The following is a 16,586-nucleotide window of genomic DNA, read 5'->3' as shown; positions in this document are numbered from 1 at the left end:
GTTATCTATTCCTTATTGAGTATACTGCGAATGAGTGTCTTTCAAATTGTTCTTACGTCCATAATAACGCATAGGCCCTAACTCACGCTACGAATCAGCCCAAATGTATAGGTAAGGGGCCCTCGGCCAGAAGATAGACATAGCAAGCAAGAAATCGGGCGCGAAACCCGAACCATGATACCCATTGGTTCGGGCCTCGCGCCCGATTTCTTCCCTCGACGAACAATACCGTCTCCGTAGGTTCGGGCCTCGCGCCCGATTGCTTGCTTCTTGTTTAGCGACCAACCAGCGAAGCAAAGAGATTGAAGGCCGCAGGATTGGCGGCGTTGATCACCAGCTGCACGATAACGGTCAGAACCAGCAAAGCGGCCGATGCCAGTGTGATCGAGGTGGCCAGGCTCATTGAAGTAACCAGGCGACCCTCTTTCTGTGGCTCGTCAAAGAACATTACTTTGATGACACGGCCATAGTAGACTACTGAGACGATGCTATTCAGCAGAGCAATGATTACCAGCCAGGGCTGACCAAGCTGCCAGGCCGCAGTAAAGATGAACACTTTACTGAAGAAGCCGGCCACAGGTGGAATACCTGCCAGTGAGAGCAGACACAGGGCGGTGCCAACGCTCAGCAGCGGAGCGCGCCTCCACAAGCCACGGAAGTCATCGATCTTCTCGCCGCCGGTCAAATTAGCCAGGGCGATAATACCAGAGAAAGCTCCCAGGTTGGTGACAACGTAGACCAGGATAAAGAAGAGTACCGCAGCAGTACCAGTAGCGGCAGCCGCAGGATTCTTATACGCCATGCCCACGGTACCAATCACGCCCACCAGAATGTAACCGGCCTGGGCGATACTGGAGTAAGCCATCATGCGCTTGATGTTGGTCTGTACCGCGGCCACAAAGTTACCCAGCGTCATGGTCAGGATCGCGACGATTGAAAGGGTAGCGACCAGGGGTACCAGGTCCACCTGCCACAGACCACCATAAACCAGGACACGGATCAGGGCGGCAAAGCCAGCGGCTTTCGAGCCGACCGAGAAGAAGGCAGTCGCCGGTGTCGGCGCGCCCTCATAGATATCAGGCGCCCACATATGGAACGGAACCGCCGAGATCTTGAAGCCAAAGCCCGCAATCACCAGCACATCCGCCACAATCACCATCAGGTTGCCATCGCTAAAGCTCTTAAAGGTATGCGCCAGACCCTGCAGATCTGTCGTACCGGTCAAGCCGTACAGCAGAGCAAAACCATAAAGCAGAATGGCCGAGGACATAGCGCCCAGCAAGACATACTTTACAGCCGCCTCAGACGACTTGGCATCCGAACGAATTAAGCCCGCCATAATATACAGTGGGAAGCTGGTCAGTTCCAGAGCGATATAGATCGAAATCAACTCGCCCGTGCTGGCCATAAACATCATACCCACAACAGACAGGAGCATCAACGAATAAAACTCGCCATCCGCCTGGACATACTTCCCAATATAGTCATAGGAAGCCAGAATGATGACGGCGGCGATGATCAAAAAGATGATCTCAAAAAAGAGAGAATATTGATCCACTACCAGCATCTTAAAGAATGCGGTCTGAGGACCATTAAAGGTAATAACCTGCGCGATTGTAAAAGCCGCAGGCACGATCAAACCTACCAGCGCGGTGGCCGCAATGACAATACGTTTCTTCGTAAAAAGATCAACGGCCATCACCACCAGAGCTAACAGCGTCAGACTAATTTGCGGTGCTAGCAGGTAGAGATCAGATGGCTGAATCATAATAACTCCTTACCCCCACAGCGAGGCGACCCAATTTTTGACCTGACGGCTCGCCTAGGCTGCTCGGGGGACCTCTCCTACTTTATCATGGTCACGGCCGCATGAACAATCGGCGTGAGACTACTCGAAATCACGTTAATCAGGGGTGCTGGATAAACACCAACAAACACAATCAGTCCAGCCAGAGCGAACAACGGAATGAGTTCACGTGGCGAGGCATCCTGGAGCCAGTTCCACTTCTGATTGAATGGCCCAAAGAAGACACGCTTGATCATCCACAGGAGATAACCAGCGGTCAGGATCATGGTAAAGACAGCCAGAAGGGTCGGAATGGTCCAGACGCGGAAACTGCTGGTAAAGACCATATATTCAGCGACGAACCCAGCCAGGCCAGGCAAGCCCAGTGAAGCCAGGGATGCGAACGTGAAGAGCGTGCCCAGCATCGGCATACGTTTGGCAATACCACCAAAGATCGCAATCTCACGCGTATGAGCCAGATCGTAGACGACACCGACGCAGAAGAAGAGCATACCGGTAATGATACCGTGGCTAAACATCTGCAGGGCCGCGCCGGTCAAAGCCACCTGGCGGAATGCCTGATCGCCACCGGCCAGCGCACCAGTAAAGAACTGATTGCCCACGCCAGCCGCAGCGGCCACGCCCAGCAGAATGATACCCATGTGGCTCACACTAGAGTAAGCAATCAACTTCTTCATATCCGTCTGCACGAGACAGATCGCCGCGCCATACAGGATATTGATAACCGCAATCACGACCAGCCAGCCCGCGAATTGTTGCAGGCCTCCAGGGAACAGGGTAAAGCAGAAACGGATCAAGCCATAAGCGCCCATTTTCAGCAGCACGCCAGCCAGCAGCACGCTGACCTCGGTTGGCGCATCTGTGTGAGCGTCTGGCAACCATGTATGGAACGGGAACATCGGAATCTTCACCGCAAAGGCCATAAAGACTAGCAGGAAGGTCAGCAACTGGAAGGGAACAGTGATGCCCAGGATCATCGTACTGCCACCGATCAAGTGATGAGACAGGATCTGCATATCGGAGCTACCGACATGGAAGTAGAGCAGGATGAAACCAGCCAGCATAAACGCGCTACCAAAGAACGTGTAGAGCAGGAACTTCCAGGCCGAATAGATACGACCGGGGACACCATGTTTTATCGCTTCGCTTCCCCAGACACCAATCAGGATAAACATTGGAGCCAACTCAACTTCCCACATCAGGAAGAAGAGGAAGATATCCAGCGCCATAAAGACGCCCATCACACCGGCTTCCAGGATCAGCATCATGGCCATATAATCTTTGACACGTTTCTTCTGCCAGCCACCAATTACGGCCAGCATCGTCAGTAACGCATTCAAGATCACCATCGGCAGGCTCAGGCCGTCCACCCCTAAAAAGTATTGGACCGTAAAGCGAGACGAGCCAGCCCTCAGATCAATCCAATTCATCTTCACCTGATCGGCCAGGTGGTTGAGATCGCCAAATCCGTTAATCCCATTGGTATTGAGAATACGGAAGAAAATGAACATTGAAAGAGCGAACGTTGCCGCAGAGAAAGCCAGCGCCACCCAGCGCGCTGCTTTCGTCGGCACTACATAGACTCCCAATCCACCAAGCACGGGCAGCAGGAGAATCCATGTGAGATCGTAAGAGAAAATCGACATGTTTTCTTATCCTTTACTTCATGCCTGTGGTGATCAGGACAACTACGACTATCGCTAACACAGCGACACCGCCAAAGAAGCCGAGCATATACGTCTGTACACGACCAGTCTCCACGCGACGAGCACCAGCACCCAGGTCAGTCACACCACGTGCCACACCATTGACGATGCCATCCACAACAAAGGTATCAAACAACTGCGCCAGCTTGGAGACACCACCCACAATGAGATAGTTGGTGATCCAGTTGTACAGGTCATCGACATAGTAGCGGTTAAGCAGAATGCGATGGAGAGTGCGCAGCACAGCATTTGACTGTACAACCTGGCTGATCTTGACCAGTTCGGCACGACCGTAGATACCCCAGGCAACAGCCAGACCAGCCAGGGAAACCACAACACCAATCCAGGTATCAGGAGTCACCAGCAAGGTTGGGATACTTAAGTTCTTCACAGCCTCCGCACCAACGTTGACATACTGGTAAAAATCAGTCCAGTAACCACCAATGACTGAAGGGATAGCCAGCAGCATCAACGGAATAGTCATGGTCAAAGGAGACTCATGAACCTCACCGGAGCCGCGATACGGACCACCCCACAGACCCATGAATTTGCCACCCTTACCACCAAAGGCCAGGATGAAGGCGCGCAACATATAGAAGGCAGTCAGGCCAGCGGTAATCAGGGCCAAAGCATAGATAACTGGATGACCATTCTCCAGTGACAGACCAATAATTTCTTCTTTACTATAGAAGCCAGACATGAACGGGAAGCCCGAAATGGCCAGTACAGCAATCAACCATGTAGCCGCAGTAATTGGCATCTTTGTAGCCAGGCCACCCATCAAACGTACATCCTGAACTTCTTTATGCATGGCATGATGCAGACCGTGCAGCACACTACCGGCACCCAGGAAGAGCAGAGCTTTGAAGAAGGCGTGTGTAAAGAGATGGAACATACCAGGGCCAGCGCCAAACTCCTGGCCAGCCACGCCCAGACCCACAAACATATAGCCCAGCTGGCTAATGGTCGAGAAGGCCAGTACGCGTTTGAAGTCTGATTGTACCAGCGCAATCGTTGCGGCGAAGAAAGCGGTAAACGCACCAATCGAAGCCACAACCTCGAAAGCAAAAGCAGGGGCCGCGCTAAAGAGAGGGAAGGTACGGGCAACCATGTAAACGCCAGCAGCAACCATAGTGGCCGCGTGGATCAGCGCACTAACAGGGGTAGGACCTTCCATAGCGGAGGGCAACCATGTATGCAGAGGAAATTGAGCCGACTTACCAATAGCGCCACAGAACACCAGAATCATCGCCACGCCCAGCAAGGTGGAATGTTCCAGGTGGCTGGTAGGAATGCGTGCCTGAATCGTCGCAAAATCGAAAGATCCGGTATTGGCAAAAAGGATCATGATACCGAGGATGAAACCGACATCACCAATACGGTTCATCACAAAGGACTGCAGAGCGGCACTGGCAGGCGAAGGACGCTGTTCCTCAGGTTTGGCTCGCTTATTGATCCAGAAGCCGATCAACAGATAAGAACTCAAACCGACCAGTTCCCAACCACAGAAGATCACCAGGAAATTCTGGGCAAAAACAATCACAAGCATAGAGAACGCAAACAACGACAGGTAGGCAAAGAAACGCGCATACCCTGCCGAGTTCTCCATATAGCCTTGTGAATAAAATTGTACCAGTAAAGTAATGGTGGTCACCACCACCAGCATAGCGATTCCCAGGCGATCCAGGTGGAAAGTAATATTATAATGCAGAGTGCCTGCATTGAACCAGTTATAAGAAAAGACTGTAATACCAGACTTAGCCAGATCAGCAGAAGCTGCCGAACTGAACAGCAAAACCCAGGAATAAAGACAAGCGACAAACATAATCAGCAGCGCAACATAGGCGCTGGCTTTTGCACCGGCGGTAAGACGCGGAACCTTGGGATCTTCGTCGTCATCCTCGCCATGTCCGACATGCTCATCCCCATGGGTGCCCTGCACCTCAACCTCATGGCTACCAGCATGGTCCCCATGACCACCAGCATGAGCAGCAGGAGCCGCCTTAGGCCGGCTCAGCATATCCCATACCCGTGTACCGAAGATGATTACAGCGAAAGCGAGGAGCGGTGCAAACAAGATTGTCCAGGATAATTGATACAACATCTTCTGATCACCACTTCATCATATCGATCTCGCCAACATCTACCGTAGCACGTTTGCGATAGATGGCAATAATCATTGCCAGTGCAACCGCAGCTTCGGCCGCAGCAACAGTGATAATGAAAATAGCGAAGATCTGTCCAGTCAAAAGCTCTTTATAAGCATTGACAGTATTAAAGTACGAAAAACCGATCATTGTGATATTGACTGCATTCAGCATAATTTCAATACCCATCAATACGGCAATGGCATTGCGCTTCGTGATGGCGCCATACAGGCCAATACAAAAAAGCACGGCCCCCAGAACAACAAAATGATTAACTGTAAGCTGCATCCCCATTAATCCTCTCTGCCAATGACAATTGCGCCAACAATTGCAACCAGCAATACCAGTGATGCAATTTCAAACGGGAGCACATAGCTGTAATCATGAGGGCTGTATAACAACTGGCCGATGCGCACAACGTTGTTGGGAAACTGCTTTGCTACCTCTGACGCATTGACAACATTTTTTACAGCATGCTGGCTCGTATTCACCGCGTAGATGATCGTCGCGCCAACGGCAGCACAAATCACAGCAGCCACAGGCCATAACTTATTGGCCGGGTTAGTTCGTGTCTGTCCTGTAATGCGCGTTAACATTAGCGCAAATAAGATCAAAATCGTTACCGCACCCACATAGATGAGGATTTGCACAATAGCAATAAATTCTGCACTGAGCAAGACATAAATACCGGCGGCCATGGCGAAGACCATAACCAGAGCCAAAGCGCTATGCACAATATTGCGAAGCCCCACCACCAGTAATGCGGCACCCACCAGGATCACGGCGAAGATCCAGAACAAGAGGGTGGCTAAATCCATAAAAAAACATACCTCCGGATTATATCAGATATTATTGGATCGTAATTTCAGACTCAAACCAGAGGGAGAAGATTACACATCCTTACATTGGTTTATTCTGCTAATTGTATTGTATCTCATTCTACGACGCCCTGGACATGACAAGTTAAGCCTATGTCCTAAATGGGGAGGATAGAATGCGTGCATAGTCCCTTTGGGATTCTAACAAAACCAGAGGCTGGTGACAAGGGGAAAAAAGTTCCATTGCTCCACCTTTTGATAGCAGGTCAGCATTATCTTCAATTACCCGTTCCTTGCGCTATCCCTGTCCCTCGTCAAAAAAGCACTACTATAGCCAGATACAAGTATACTACTATCGTACCTACAAACTTACGGGAAGTAACACGAGAGTACGACAGGTGTGCTATAATTTGTCGTAAGCATACATAGTTTCATTTAAAAGGGCGTAATTGTGGCATGAGCTTAACACATACATCTCTCGACCAAACTCAACCTGAAATAGTACGATGCAAACGTTGCAATGCAGAACTGCCGCCTTCAGCAACTTTCTGTGGGCAATGTGGTGAGCGCGTCGAGAAAAATAGCGGAGATAAGTCCTCTCCTAAAAACGCCGATATCACTGACCGCTATCGTATCACTTCATTGCTGCGGCGACAACATCCAGCAAAGGTCTTACTGGCCATCGACACCCAGCAGCAACGCCCGGTTGTCATCCACGATATTGATATCAGTGCTCTGGATGATGAGAAGCGAGCCCAGGCTATCGCGGCGGTACAAAATGAATACGATGTGCTACGCCACCAGCGTATTCCAGCGGTAATGCCTCTGGTCGATCTTCGCTACTTTAATGGTCACTTATATGTCATCTCTGGCTGGCCATTCGCACTGGCCAAAAAAGATGAGGCTGACAAAAACAGCGCGCCACAACTGCGGGTCTCAACCCTGCAAGATATACTCCAGAGCGGCATTGGCTTACCAGATGAGCAAACGGCTATTGCCTGGATCTATCGCCTGAGTCGAGCGCTCGAACAACTACATCGCGCAGAAATCCTGCTCGGCCAGATTGAGCCTCAGACAATCCTGGTCAGTCAGCATGACTATAGCGGGGAACCACTACTCGTCATTGCCTGGCTACCTGATCTACTGCGTGAGCTAATTCCCCAGCCATTGAACCATGCCAATCCTTCTCCGTTTTGCGCACCGGAAGTCCTGTTGGGTGATGTCGAACCACGATCAGATGTCTACAGCCTGGGTACTATTCTCTACCTTTTATTGACTGGCATTACTCCTGATGACGCCAATAAACGCCGTCATCGCCCATTACCGGCATTGCGCGATCTGGATGCACACAGCGATAGCGCGCTGGATATGGTGGTCATGCAATCCCTGGCCATGGAACGCGAACTTCGCTATCAAAGTGCCAGTGAGTTTTCAGAAACATTGCAGCGTTTCTTACCACAAACCATCACCAATCGCTCGCCGGGACCAAACGACACATCAGCCAGCAATGAGAAAAATGCTATGTCTATCTCTTCGCACATGGCCGATAATAAAATTGACGTAGATAACAGAGCAGCTGACAATGCGGAAGCCGATGATCTAACCATTTCGATGATTCCGCTTCAGGCCCGTATGGCCCGGCGCTACTTATCCAGGATCAAAACAAATAAGCTAGAGTTGCCAGAAATACCAACCGGGGAGGCAATAGTGGAAAAAGGGTCGGCACAACAGAGACAGTTTCAAGTGGATGAGGTAGCCAACCAACCTACACCGCAAAATGATGAGAAACTACCTGCGGATGAGCACATAGCTACGGACGAGAGCATAAGCATAGAAGAACAACCTGCGGAGTCCGAGAGCAGTGAGCCTGCAACCAATCAAGAGGGCGCCTCCACTACTAAGCCGGATGATCAGGAGCAGCAGAGCACAGCGACTGCGAACCCGGACGAGCAACCAGCGGAAGTTCCACCTACCCTGGATATTACCCAGATGTCGACGGTATTGATTAAGAGCGACTCGATTACAGTAGCCCTGGCTGCTCGGGCCGCTGTGGCCGATCAGCCAGCAGATGATGAACTGACCAGCAGAACCGACCAGGCTGAAAGAGATGATGAGACCGAGCACGGACATAAAGATTCCTCAATTTCACACTTGAAGAATTTGATCACCGGTTCCCTGCCGTCATTGCCAAAGCTACATATACCCAAAACACCATTGTTGGGCGGCGATAGCACAGGAACGGTCGAGGGAAACCCGGACGAATCGCTGCTGAAACGGGTCCAACGCTTTATTCTGGGAGAGCCGCAGCAGAGCACCTCCGCTGCAGCCTTGATTGAAACGCCGATGCGTATCCAACCCAACCAGGGCTACTCCATTCGCGTCAATATACTGGGACGCCATAAGGACAACAGCGATCAGCATAGTGGTGGACTGAGCGCCTTAGGCGAGGGCGAAACGGTCCATATCGAGGTGCGTTCATCCCTCTATCAGAACTACGCCTACATTGTGCAGCAGGCCGACGTTACCATTCCGGGAGCTGGCTATGTCGCCGAGGTAACAATGCCGATGCAAGCACTCAGCAGTGGACCCAGCGGAAGACGCGAGCGACTGCACATCTTCTTCATGGATAACAATCGCAGTCCGCTGTATGAAAAACCCTTTGTCATCGAACTGTTCGTCTCTCACCTCGTCCAGAGCGGCCGCGAAGGACATAATGTACTCTCAATTCCTCTATAAGAGTGGCTGACTCTCATCATTATAGGGTAACATCGTCTCACGAACATTTTCATGCGTCGAACGAGAAATCGGGCGCAAGGCCCGAATCTATTGGTGTCATCATCCATTGTGAGTTTTGATGATCCATGCGATGGAACCTTCAAGAACCATGATGCCAATAGATTCGGGCCTTGCACCCGATTTTGCCCTTGACGAGCGATATTCTTCCCTATGGGAGAGAATGTTCAGGCGGGGATAATCGGCGAATTTCCGAACAAGAAAAGGGTCGCGCCCATCATCGCATACAGCAGAACCATCAACAGACCTTCCAGCCATACCAACTCACCATCTTTAGTGATTTCACTGAAGAGGAAAGCCGCCAGCGCAAGCACGGCCAGTTCAACCAGGCTAAAGATCAGGTCCAGGCGGTGCGGCATAAAGATACTGATCAACACCAGGATAGGGGCCATCAGCAGAGCAATCTGAATTGACGAGCCCGCAGAGGCAGATAGTACCATGCCCATACGCTTATCCAGAGCCATGGAAATGGTATTGAAATACTCCGGTAGGCCACCAATCAAAGGAATAAAGATCAGGCCCACAAAGGCAGCATTCCAGTGCAATACCGCGGTCATTGGCTCAATCGTCCCCACCAGGATCTCAGAAATGATGGCCACGCCGACAGTGGCCAGAGCCAGCAACAGCAAGCTTCGCCACAACGGTACCTTCTTAGCATCTTCAGCAGGCTTCTTCTCCTCTTTAGCAGGTGCGGCTGGCTTTCCTTCACTGCTATGGAGAGCGAGCGTCGCCTCTAGTGAAGGGTTTTTACCATCCCTGGTAGTTGTCGCCTCGGTCGGCTCGGCTCCGGCTACACCAGCGGTCTGTTTGGCCTCATGGGCAACGATCGCATCTACTGTACCATCGATACGCCGCAATACACCACTTTTGCCCGCCACCGAGCTCTGAGCTACATGCTGGCGGTAAGAGAGCAAACGCAGGATGGCAGCCGCCGAACGAGCGCCCACCAGCGGATCAATCTCAGCTTCATCCTCTTGATATTTATCGCCAAGGCGGAATACACTGAAGAGAATAGATGTAACATAACCGATCAACAACATCACCGCAATAACGTCCGACAGCAACACTCCGCGCTCAACAACCATAGGTTGATTGGCACGCGTCGCAAAGAGTTCCGCAATCGTGGGCAACAACAGGCCACCAATCGAGAGCGCCAGCAATGAAGCATACTGACTGGCCGGCCGTGTTTCAAAGTGCAAACGGCCATTCTTAAAGCCTCCTATACAGACGGCGACGCCAAAGACCAGCAGGAGATTACCCAGCACCGTACCGATGATCGTGGCGCTGACCACATCTACCAGGCCCTTACTGAGCGAGATAATGCCGATAATAAGCTCGGTCGCATTGCCGAAAGTAGCAAACAAGAGGCCACCAATACGCTCGCCTGTATGCTCTGCCACCCCTTCTACCGATTGACCAATCAAAGCAGCCAGTGGAACGATACCCAGAGCAGCGATCACAAAGAGCAGCCATGAAGGCACATGGAGAGGTAAATACTCAAAAGCAATAGCCAGAACAGCAAAGATCAATAAAAAGTATAACCAACGCGGCATTCCGTTCCTCCCAAATAATCCTGGATATAAAAATCCATACGTTGTATACGCGCATCCTGGCTGTAGAGTTACAGCGGTCCTGGCCAGTTGGGGTATAAAAAGACAGGAAACCGACAGATCTCTGAAGACCCTTGTCAGAAGTAGTAAACTTTTGCCATACTTTCAATGGGGACAAAAAAGTATCAAGCATTGTCTTTATTACTTACTAATTAAAGGTTTTTTCTAATGAAACGTAGTTTATTAGCCAGGCTGCGCTCAAATGGTATCTATTACATCATCGCTGGCCTGCTTTTGTTATTAGTCATACCGCTCTACCAGGTACTCATTCTGGGTCCCACTGGTTTTAGCGCCGCCCTCGACGCCACTGGCTCCGGACGGTACACGGCCTACCTGACCTGGATCAGTGCCCATGGCTTGCCGTTTTTGATCTATCGCGCACTCTTGCTCTGCGCCTTTTTCCTCCTGATTTCGTTTCCATTTAATCTGCATCGCATTATTGTAGCACAGGAATTGATGGCACAGCAGGAGCGTGAGGAAGAAGAGCGCCTGGCAGCAACAAATCTGGAAGGCAACACGGATAGCGAAGAAAACACCGACGAAGGTGATGAAGAGGGGGATGGACTGCCAGAGCATCCCTGGCGCGGTAAGGGCTTTGTTGTGCTGGCGGCCTGGCTGGGCTTAATTGGGCTCTCAATTTATCTCATTGGCGCCGCAGCCAGCACAATCTATTTCATCCTGGTCGCCAGCAGCACAGGGGCCGCCATACAGAACAGCGTCATCACGATCGCCCCCATATTTTCCATCATCACCAATGTACTGGGTACTGGCATGCTTGGTCTGGGCTGCCTGTTCTTTGGTGGCATGATCGCACGCACCGGCAAGAATCTCTGGCCAGGAGCCTGGGTAGCCTTTGGTTATGCTTCACTCTTCATCGGAGCCATGCTCTGCATCAGCGCGATAGCCGTAATCAGCGCCGCTGGCAGTGGTCAGAGCACTCTGACAACTATTGCTACTCTCCTCTTCGCGATCTGGATTATCTGGCTGGGCACCATGCTGGTACGCCTGAAACCAGAACCTTAAGCGACCACGATGAGAGATAAATTGGAGGCAAGCTCCGAAACGATAGGAGCGGTATCGTTCGTCGAGGGAAGAAATCGGAGGCAAGGAGGAGATCATGCCCCCCAGCATGCTCGTCATGCCCCGGCATGCTCGTCCGAACCTATTTGACGATCCTTATGAGGAAGGAAAGGGAATTTCATGCTCAATGATCCAGTACTGGTGCACGACTGGCATGTCGTCGCCCTGGGCTCAGAACTCCAGGAAGGAAAGACCATGGCGGTCCGCCTGTTGGAAGAAGACCTGGTCCTCTGGCGCGTAAGAGGAAAGATTTGCGCCTGGCAGGATTTGTGCGTACATCGTGGCACCAGGCTCTCACTTGGCAAAGTAGAGAGCGAGACGCTGGCTTGCCCCTATCATGGCTGGGTTTACAATCAAGATGGTCAATGCATACGTTACCCGGCACATCCCAGCCAGCGACCATCAGAGCGCGCCCGGGTCAAAGTGTACCAGGCCCGCGAACAATATGGTTGGATCTGGGTCTGCCTGGGAGAACCCGCCAACGACATCCCGCTTTTTCCTCAATGGGATGACGCCAGTTACCGCAAGGTCCATTGTGGACCATATACATATAAAGCCAGCGCCCCCCGAGCCATTGAAAACTTTCTGGATATTACGCACTTTCCTTTTGTGCACCAGTCATATCTGGGTGATCCTGCGCACACTGAAGTCAACGATTACCAGGTGGAAATTCATGAGGATGGGATCACCGCCAGCAACATTACTGTCTGGCAACCCGATCCGGATGGGAGCGGGCAGGGAGCGCATGTTTCCTATACATATCACGTGTATCGACCACTAACAGCAGGCTTTGTTAAGTCTTCGGCAGGCCCCCACTTTGCCATGTTCTTTACTATCACGCCAGTGGCTCCCCATCTCTCACACGCCTGGGCTTATGTAGCCGTGGATTACAACAATCTCACTGAGAGCGCGATCCAGGAATATCAAAACCTGATTACCATGCAAGATGTGCCGATTGTAGAATCGCAGCGACCCGAACTGCTGCCATTGGATTTGCAGGCGGAGTTGCACTTGCGCTCCGACCGCACGGCCATTGCCTACCGCAAATGGTTAAGCCAGTTGGGATTGAGCTTTGGCACAGCTTGATGCGCAGCCATTGATCATACACTTCTGAAAGAGCCATATAGGATATGAGCTAACCTGTTTGCCAGATATCTGCTTAAACAGCGCTCATATCCGCAGCCGATGCCAATCTATTTTCCATCTTCTCTCGATTGGTGTAGCACAGTATAGCCAGCTCGCCAGCATTCGATGGCCTCTGCGTCCCGGCCCAATTCTTCCAGTACTTGCGCCCAACCACCATAAATCTCAGCCTCATCGGCGTAAGCCTGAGTTGCAGCAAGGCAGGTCTTTGCCTTCTCATACCAGGAAACAGTCTCCTCTAACAGCTTGCGGTGCTGGGCCCCTTTCTCCTGGCGCGCCGCCTCATAAGTCACCCTGGCGATTACATGATATACACGCCCCTGCATATGCACATCGTCAGTCTGCTCCATTGTAGTCAGGGCCAGCTGACAATAACGCCTGGCCTCCGTCAAGCGCTTCTCCGCCAGGCGTACTTCAGCCAGAGCAGCACAGTTTAGCATCGCCAGGGTAGGCCCCTGATAGCTGGTCGCCATCGCCAGTGATTCGGTATAGTGGTCAGAAGACTCACGATAATTGCCCAGTTGCATACAGACATGCCCTAGCATATTATGCATGCGGGCCGCCATCTGCTGATCATCACGCGCCATATATAGACGCAATGCTTCCTGGCCAGCGGCATACGACTCAAGCAGTTGGTTGGTACAGCGATAGACATCGCACAGACCATAATAAATATCGGGTAGCGCGGTTTCATTGCCATAATGATTACAGAGGCGTATAGCTTCCTCGTAATGCTCAAGTGCCAGCGTATACAACCCACGCATCAGACATGTCATTGCCAGATAATAGCGCGCATGGATACGGACCACCGGTAAATGCACACGCCGATCGTGCAGCACCTTCAAACAGCGCGTAAAATGAAGAGAGGCGTCCTCATAAGTAGAAAGGTTCACAGCAGCCATTCCCAAACGTAGCAAAGCCATCGCATGACGCTCTCGTTCCTGAGGTGTCTCTACAGCTAAACGTTCATCCATTCCCACTAGAAGTGGTGAAAGTGTATTAAGCGCATCTTCCCACTGCTGGCGCTGGACATAACACCAGCCAAGCAGATACGCTACTTCTTGTCGCTGCTTCTCATTGTCAAGCTGCACATTGATCAATACGTCCAGAGCCGCTTCATATCTACCCTCTTCCACCAAGAGTCTGGCACGATAAAGCAACATCTTGTTATCCGCATTCTGTGTCACAAGCGCTTTCCTCCCTCAAAAATAAGAGCAATTATAGCACATCTAATCTCATAGGTATACATATCACTTATGATGCGATATATTGTTCAATGGATTGAGAAAATGTGTGTAACAAACTACCGTTATGCAAAATAAAATATCCTAAAGGTATATTTTTATCTTATTAAGAGACAGAAAAAAATGAGGATTATTAATTTTTCATCGAAACTTTAGCCTTCAAGGAGAGAATATACATTGTATTAGAGTGGAAGAAGAAAAATTACACGGGAAAATGAGATGATATATAAAATACAACGGGAGTCTTGCGCCCCCGACACCGCGCCCACAAAGTGTCGAAGAGATTCCCGTTGCCAACAGTATAGCGTAGTTCTATTCCTTACACAAGAAGATAGGACTTATGGAAGGATAAATCCTTCAAATAAGATAAAAGGAAATGCTGACTTGCAACTATATTTGCTGCGTAATAGCACAACATAGATTATAGATGAGTATTATTTATTCTGCATTAGTAACCAGAAACTCCTACTTAAAAGAGTTCCTGAAGAGGACAGGCTAGAATACTTCTTGCATGAGGTATATTGTCGTGATAGACTGTCGTAAGAAAACAGAGCATTGTTTTGAAAATGATAAATATTGACATTATCATTTTCGCCGATTGTTTATAATACAATGTTTGCTTATCAAATATATGTCGAAAAAACAACAGCGCCATACGTATTATACAGTGCGCACTCCAAGTGTAATTGAAAAAACTTGTGCTGTGCACTTACATAATGCGTATTTTTGTAGAGGAACATATTGTGGATAAAGAACCTGAAATCAGCCGAAGGAGAAACCTAGTGCCGAGGAATTTTCGCACAGGAGACCAATTTGCAGGACGCCGTATTGTAACTATCGGCGGAGGATCAGGAACATTTTCACTCCTTTCCCATCTCAAAAAATATCCGTTTAATATCACTGCCGTAGTCAATATGTCGGATAGTGGTGGTAGTTCACGCCGACTCATGGACGAGTTCCGCAGACAACTTCCATTAGGCGATCTACGTATGTCGCTGGTCGCGCTGGCACGCAATGGAGCCCTGTGGCGAGAAGTATTTATGCACCGCTTTGAACAATCCGAAGACCCCAATGAATCCAACATAGTCGGTGGTGTTGGCGGACACAGCCTGGGTAATCTGATCCTTAAGGGCCTACAAGACATCAATAATGAAGATCTCTTGCTGGCTATTGAAGATGCTCAGGAGTTGCTGGATACCGCTGGCAATGTAGTGCCTGTAACCCTGGCGCAGACCACGATCTGCGCTGATCTAGAAGACGGCACGATAGTATGCAGTGAAACAGAGATAGATACACGGGGAGAAAAACATCCTGGTCCACTTTCACCCATTCAACGCTTGCGCCTGGTACCGGTAGATGCTCCTGCTTGCCAACAAGCAGTACGCGCCATTCGTCGAGCCGATACCATCATCATTGGTCCTGGAGACCTCTATACCAGCCTCTTACCTAATTTGCTGGTACCAGAGATTGCCCGTGCGGTACGCGAGTCTGATGCGGAAAAAGTCTATATTTGTAATCTCATGACAAAACATGGTGAGACTGACCACTACAAAGCATCAGATTTTGTCAATGTAATTCACCATTACCTGGGGGCACGAGTAGACCGTGTCTTGCTCAATGATGGTGCATTTCTGCCAGAAGTTTTAACGGCCTATCGGGAGAAAGGCAGCGAACCAGTTCCAGTCGATCAAGAGCAACTGGAGCGCATGGTGCCCAGCGTAGTCATTGGACGCTTTAACCTGGAAGGAGATTCCCTGGCCCGCCACGATCCCGAGCGCGTCGTACAGGCTATTTTTGATACTACACTCGACTAAGCTATTTACGACCATAAGTGACAGCCAGACAGCACATTGAAGGCTATCTGGCTATCGCTGATCTAAAAACCTAATCCATGGGAGATTAATTCAAACTCTTCGCGTGGGAACGCCCGCATCGTTTGAATGCGTAAGCTACCGTGGGCGAGTGTTTTCAGGATCAGGTGCGCTGCCGTCTGGTCGTCTGGCGCTTCAATAACTACGATGTAGTCATATTGCCCCATCACCAGATAAAAACCGAGGAGTTTCCCTCCTGCCTCTTCTAGTGCGGCTTCAAAGGTTCGCAGGCGCTCGGGAGCACATTTGGCCTCCTTCACACCCTGTTCTGATAGATTCATCAAGCTGATGTAGGTTGGCATACATCCTCTCCCAACATAGCTAATAATGCCACGGGCAGATTCTTGCTCTCACGCCTCGCGCCTGC

General features: G+C 50.5%; 12 protein-coding genes. 4 read left to right on the top strand and 8 right to left on the bottom strand.

Annotated elements, in window-relative coordinates:
* Window positions 1-274: 274 nt before the first annotated feature.
* The 5 genes from JMI88_RS25675 to JMI88_RS25655 form a co-directional block, all read right to left on the bottom strand.
* The gene (locus tag JMI88_RS25675) at window positions 275-1,768 is read right to left on the bottom strand and encodes an NADH-quinone oxidoreductase subunit N (RefSeq protein WP_201364817.1); all 1,494 of its coding nucleotides are present in this window, start codon (window positions 1,766-1,768) and stop codon (window positions 275-277) included.
* A gap of 77 nt (window positions 1,769-1,845) precedes the next feature.
* A complete protein-coding gene (locus JMI88_RS25670) occupies window positions 1,846-3,453 on the bottom strand; it encodes a complex I subunit 4 family protein (protein ID WP_201364816.1) in 1,608 nt (535 codons plus the stop codon).
* 13 nt (window positions 3,454-3,466) lie between these two features.
* Entirely contained in the window at window positions 3,467-5,617 is a 2,151-nt protein-coding gene (gene nuoL, locus JMI88_RS25665) for an NADH-quinone oxidoreductase subunit L (RefSeq protein ID WP_201364815.1), read from the bottom strand.
* 7 nt (window positions 5,618-5,624) lie between these two features.
* Window positions 5,625-5,948: an NADH-quinone oxidoreductase subunit NuoK gene (gene nuoK, locus JMI88_RS25660; RefSeq protein ID WP_201364814.1), complete on the bottom strand. Its 324-nt coding sequence runs from the start codon at window positions 5,946-5,948 to the stop codon at window positions 5,625-5,627.
* A 5-nt stretch (window positions 5,949-5,953) separates the two neighbouring features.
* On the bottom strand, window positions 5,954-6,478 hold the full coding sequence (locus JMI88_RS25655) for an NADH-quinone oxidoreductase subunit J family protein (RefSeq protein ID WP_201364813.1): 525 nt from the start codon (window positions 6,476-6,478) through the stop codon (window positions 5,954-5,956).
* 456 nt (window positions 6,479-6,934) lie between these two features.
* Between JMI88_RS25655 and JMI88_RS25650 the strand changes: the two genes are divergently transcribed.
* Entirely contained in the window at window positions 6,935-9,214 is a 2,280-nt protein-coding gene (locus JMI88_RS25650) for an inactive serine/threonine-protein kinase VRK3 (protein ID WP_201364812.1), read from the top strand.
* Between the two features lie 224 nt (window positions 9,215-9,438).
* Here the strand turns inward: JMI88_RS25650 and JMI88_RS25645 are convergent, their stop codons facing one another.
* Window positions 9,439-10,824, bottom strand: a complete 1,386-nt coding sequence (locus tag JMI88_RS25645) for a calcium:cation antiporter (RefSeq protein ID WP_201364811.1) — start codon at window positions 10,822-10,824, stop codon at window positions 9,439-9,441.
* A 225-nt stretch (window positions 10,825-11,049) separates the two neighbouring features.
* Between JMI88_RS25645 and JMI88_RS25640 the strand changes: the two genes are divergently transcribed.
* Window positions 11,050-11,904, top strand: coding sequence for a hypothetical protein (locus tag JMI88_RS25640; RefSeq protein WP_201364810.1), 855 nt, complete (start codon window positions 11,050-11,052; stop codon window positions 11,902-11,904).
* Window positions 11,905-12,081: 177 nt separating this feature from the next.
* The gene (locus tag JMI88_RS25635; protein ID WP_201364809.1) at window positions 12,082-13,047 is read left to right on the top strand and encodes an aromatic ring-hydroxylating dioxygenase subunit alpha; all 966 of its coding nucleotides are present in this window, start codon (window positions 12,082-12,084) and stop codon (window positions 13,045-13,047) included.
* 107 nt (window positions 13,048-13,154) lie between these two features.
* Here JMI88_RS25635 and JMI88_RS25630 read toward each other — a convergent pair whose 3' ends face one another.
* Window positions 13,155-14,291, bottom strand: a complete 1,137-nt coding sequence (locus tag JMI88_RS25630) for a tetratricopeptide repeat protein (RefSeq protein WP_201364808.1) — start codon at window positions 14,289-14,291, stop codon at window positions 13,155-13,157.
* A gap of 839 nt (window positions 14,292-15,130) precedes the next feature.
* Between JMI88_RS25630 and JMI88_RS25625 the strand changes: the two genes are divergently transcribed.
* Window positions 15,131-16,162, top strand: coding sequence for a gluconeogenesis factor YvcK family protein (locus JMI88_RS25625; protein ID WP_201364807.1), 1,032 nt, complete (start codon window positions 15,131-15,133; stop codon window positions 16,160-16,162).
* Window positions 16,163-16,224: 62 nt separating this feature from the next.
* On the opposite strand, the gene JMI88_RS25620 is transcribed toward JMI88_RS25625, so the two are convergent.
* Window positions 16,225-16,521: a GYD domain-containing protein gene (locus JMI88_RS25620; protein WP_201364806.1), complete on the bottom strand. Its 297-nt coding sequence runs from the start codon at window positions 16,519-16,521 to the stop codon at window positions 16,225-16,227.
* Window positions 16,522-16,586 lie beyond the last annotated feature (65 nt).

The sequence above is a fragment of the Dictyobacter formicarum genome (assembly GCF_016587435.1).
Note: the sequence above shows the minus strand (reverse complement) of the source record. Positions and strands in the feature narration are given on the sequence as shown.

Bases quoted from the DNA above. Each gene is read 5' to 3' on its own strand.
- JMI88_RS25675 (WP_201364817.1), bottom strand. From the start codon at position 1,768: ATGATTCAGCCATCTGATCTCTACCTGCTAGCACCGCAAATTAGTCTG.
- JMI88_RS25670 (WP_201364816.1), bottom strand. From the start codon at position 3,453: ATGTCGATTTTCTCTTACGATCTCACATGGATTCTCCTGCTGCCCGTG.
- nuoL (WP_201364815.1), bottom strand. From the start codon at position 5,617: ATGTTGTATCAATTATCCTGGACAATCTTGTTTGCACCGCTCCTCGCT.
- nuoK (WP_201364814.1), bottom strand. From the start codon at position 5,948: ATGCAGCTTACAGTTAATCATTTTGTTGTTCTGGGGGCCGTGCTTTTT.
- JMI88_RS25655 (WP_201364813.1), bottom strand. From the start codon at position 6,478: ATGGATTTAGCCACCCTCTTGTTCTGGATCTTCGCCGTGATCCTGGTG.
- JMI88_RS25650 (WP_201364812.1), top strand. From the start codon at position 6,935: ATGAGCTTAACACATACATCTCTCGACCAAACTCAACCTGAAATAGTA.
- JMI88_RS25645 (WP_201364811.1), bottom strand. From the start codon at position 10,824: ATGCCGCGTTGGTTATACTTTTTATTGATCTTTGCTGTTCTGGCTATT.
- JMI88_RS25640 (WP_201364810.1), top strand. From the start codon at position 11,050: ATGAAACGTAGTTTATTAGCCAGGCTGCGCTCAAATGGTATCTATTAC.
- JMI88_RS25635 (WP_201364809.1), top strand. From the start codon at position 12,082: ATGCTCAATGATCCAGTACTGGTGCACGACTGGCATGTCGTCGCCCTG.
- JMI88_RS25620 (WP_201364806.1), bottom strand. From the start codon at position 16,521: ATGCCAACCTACATCAGCTTGATGAATCTATCAGAACAGGGTGTGAAG.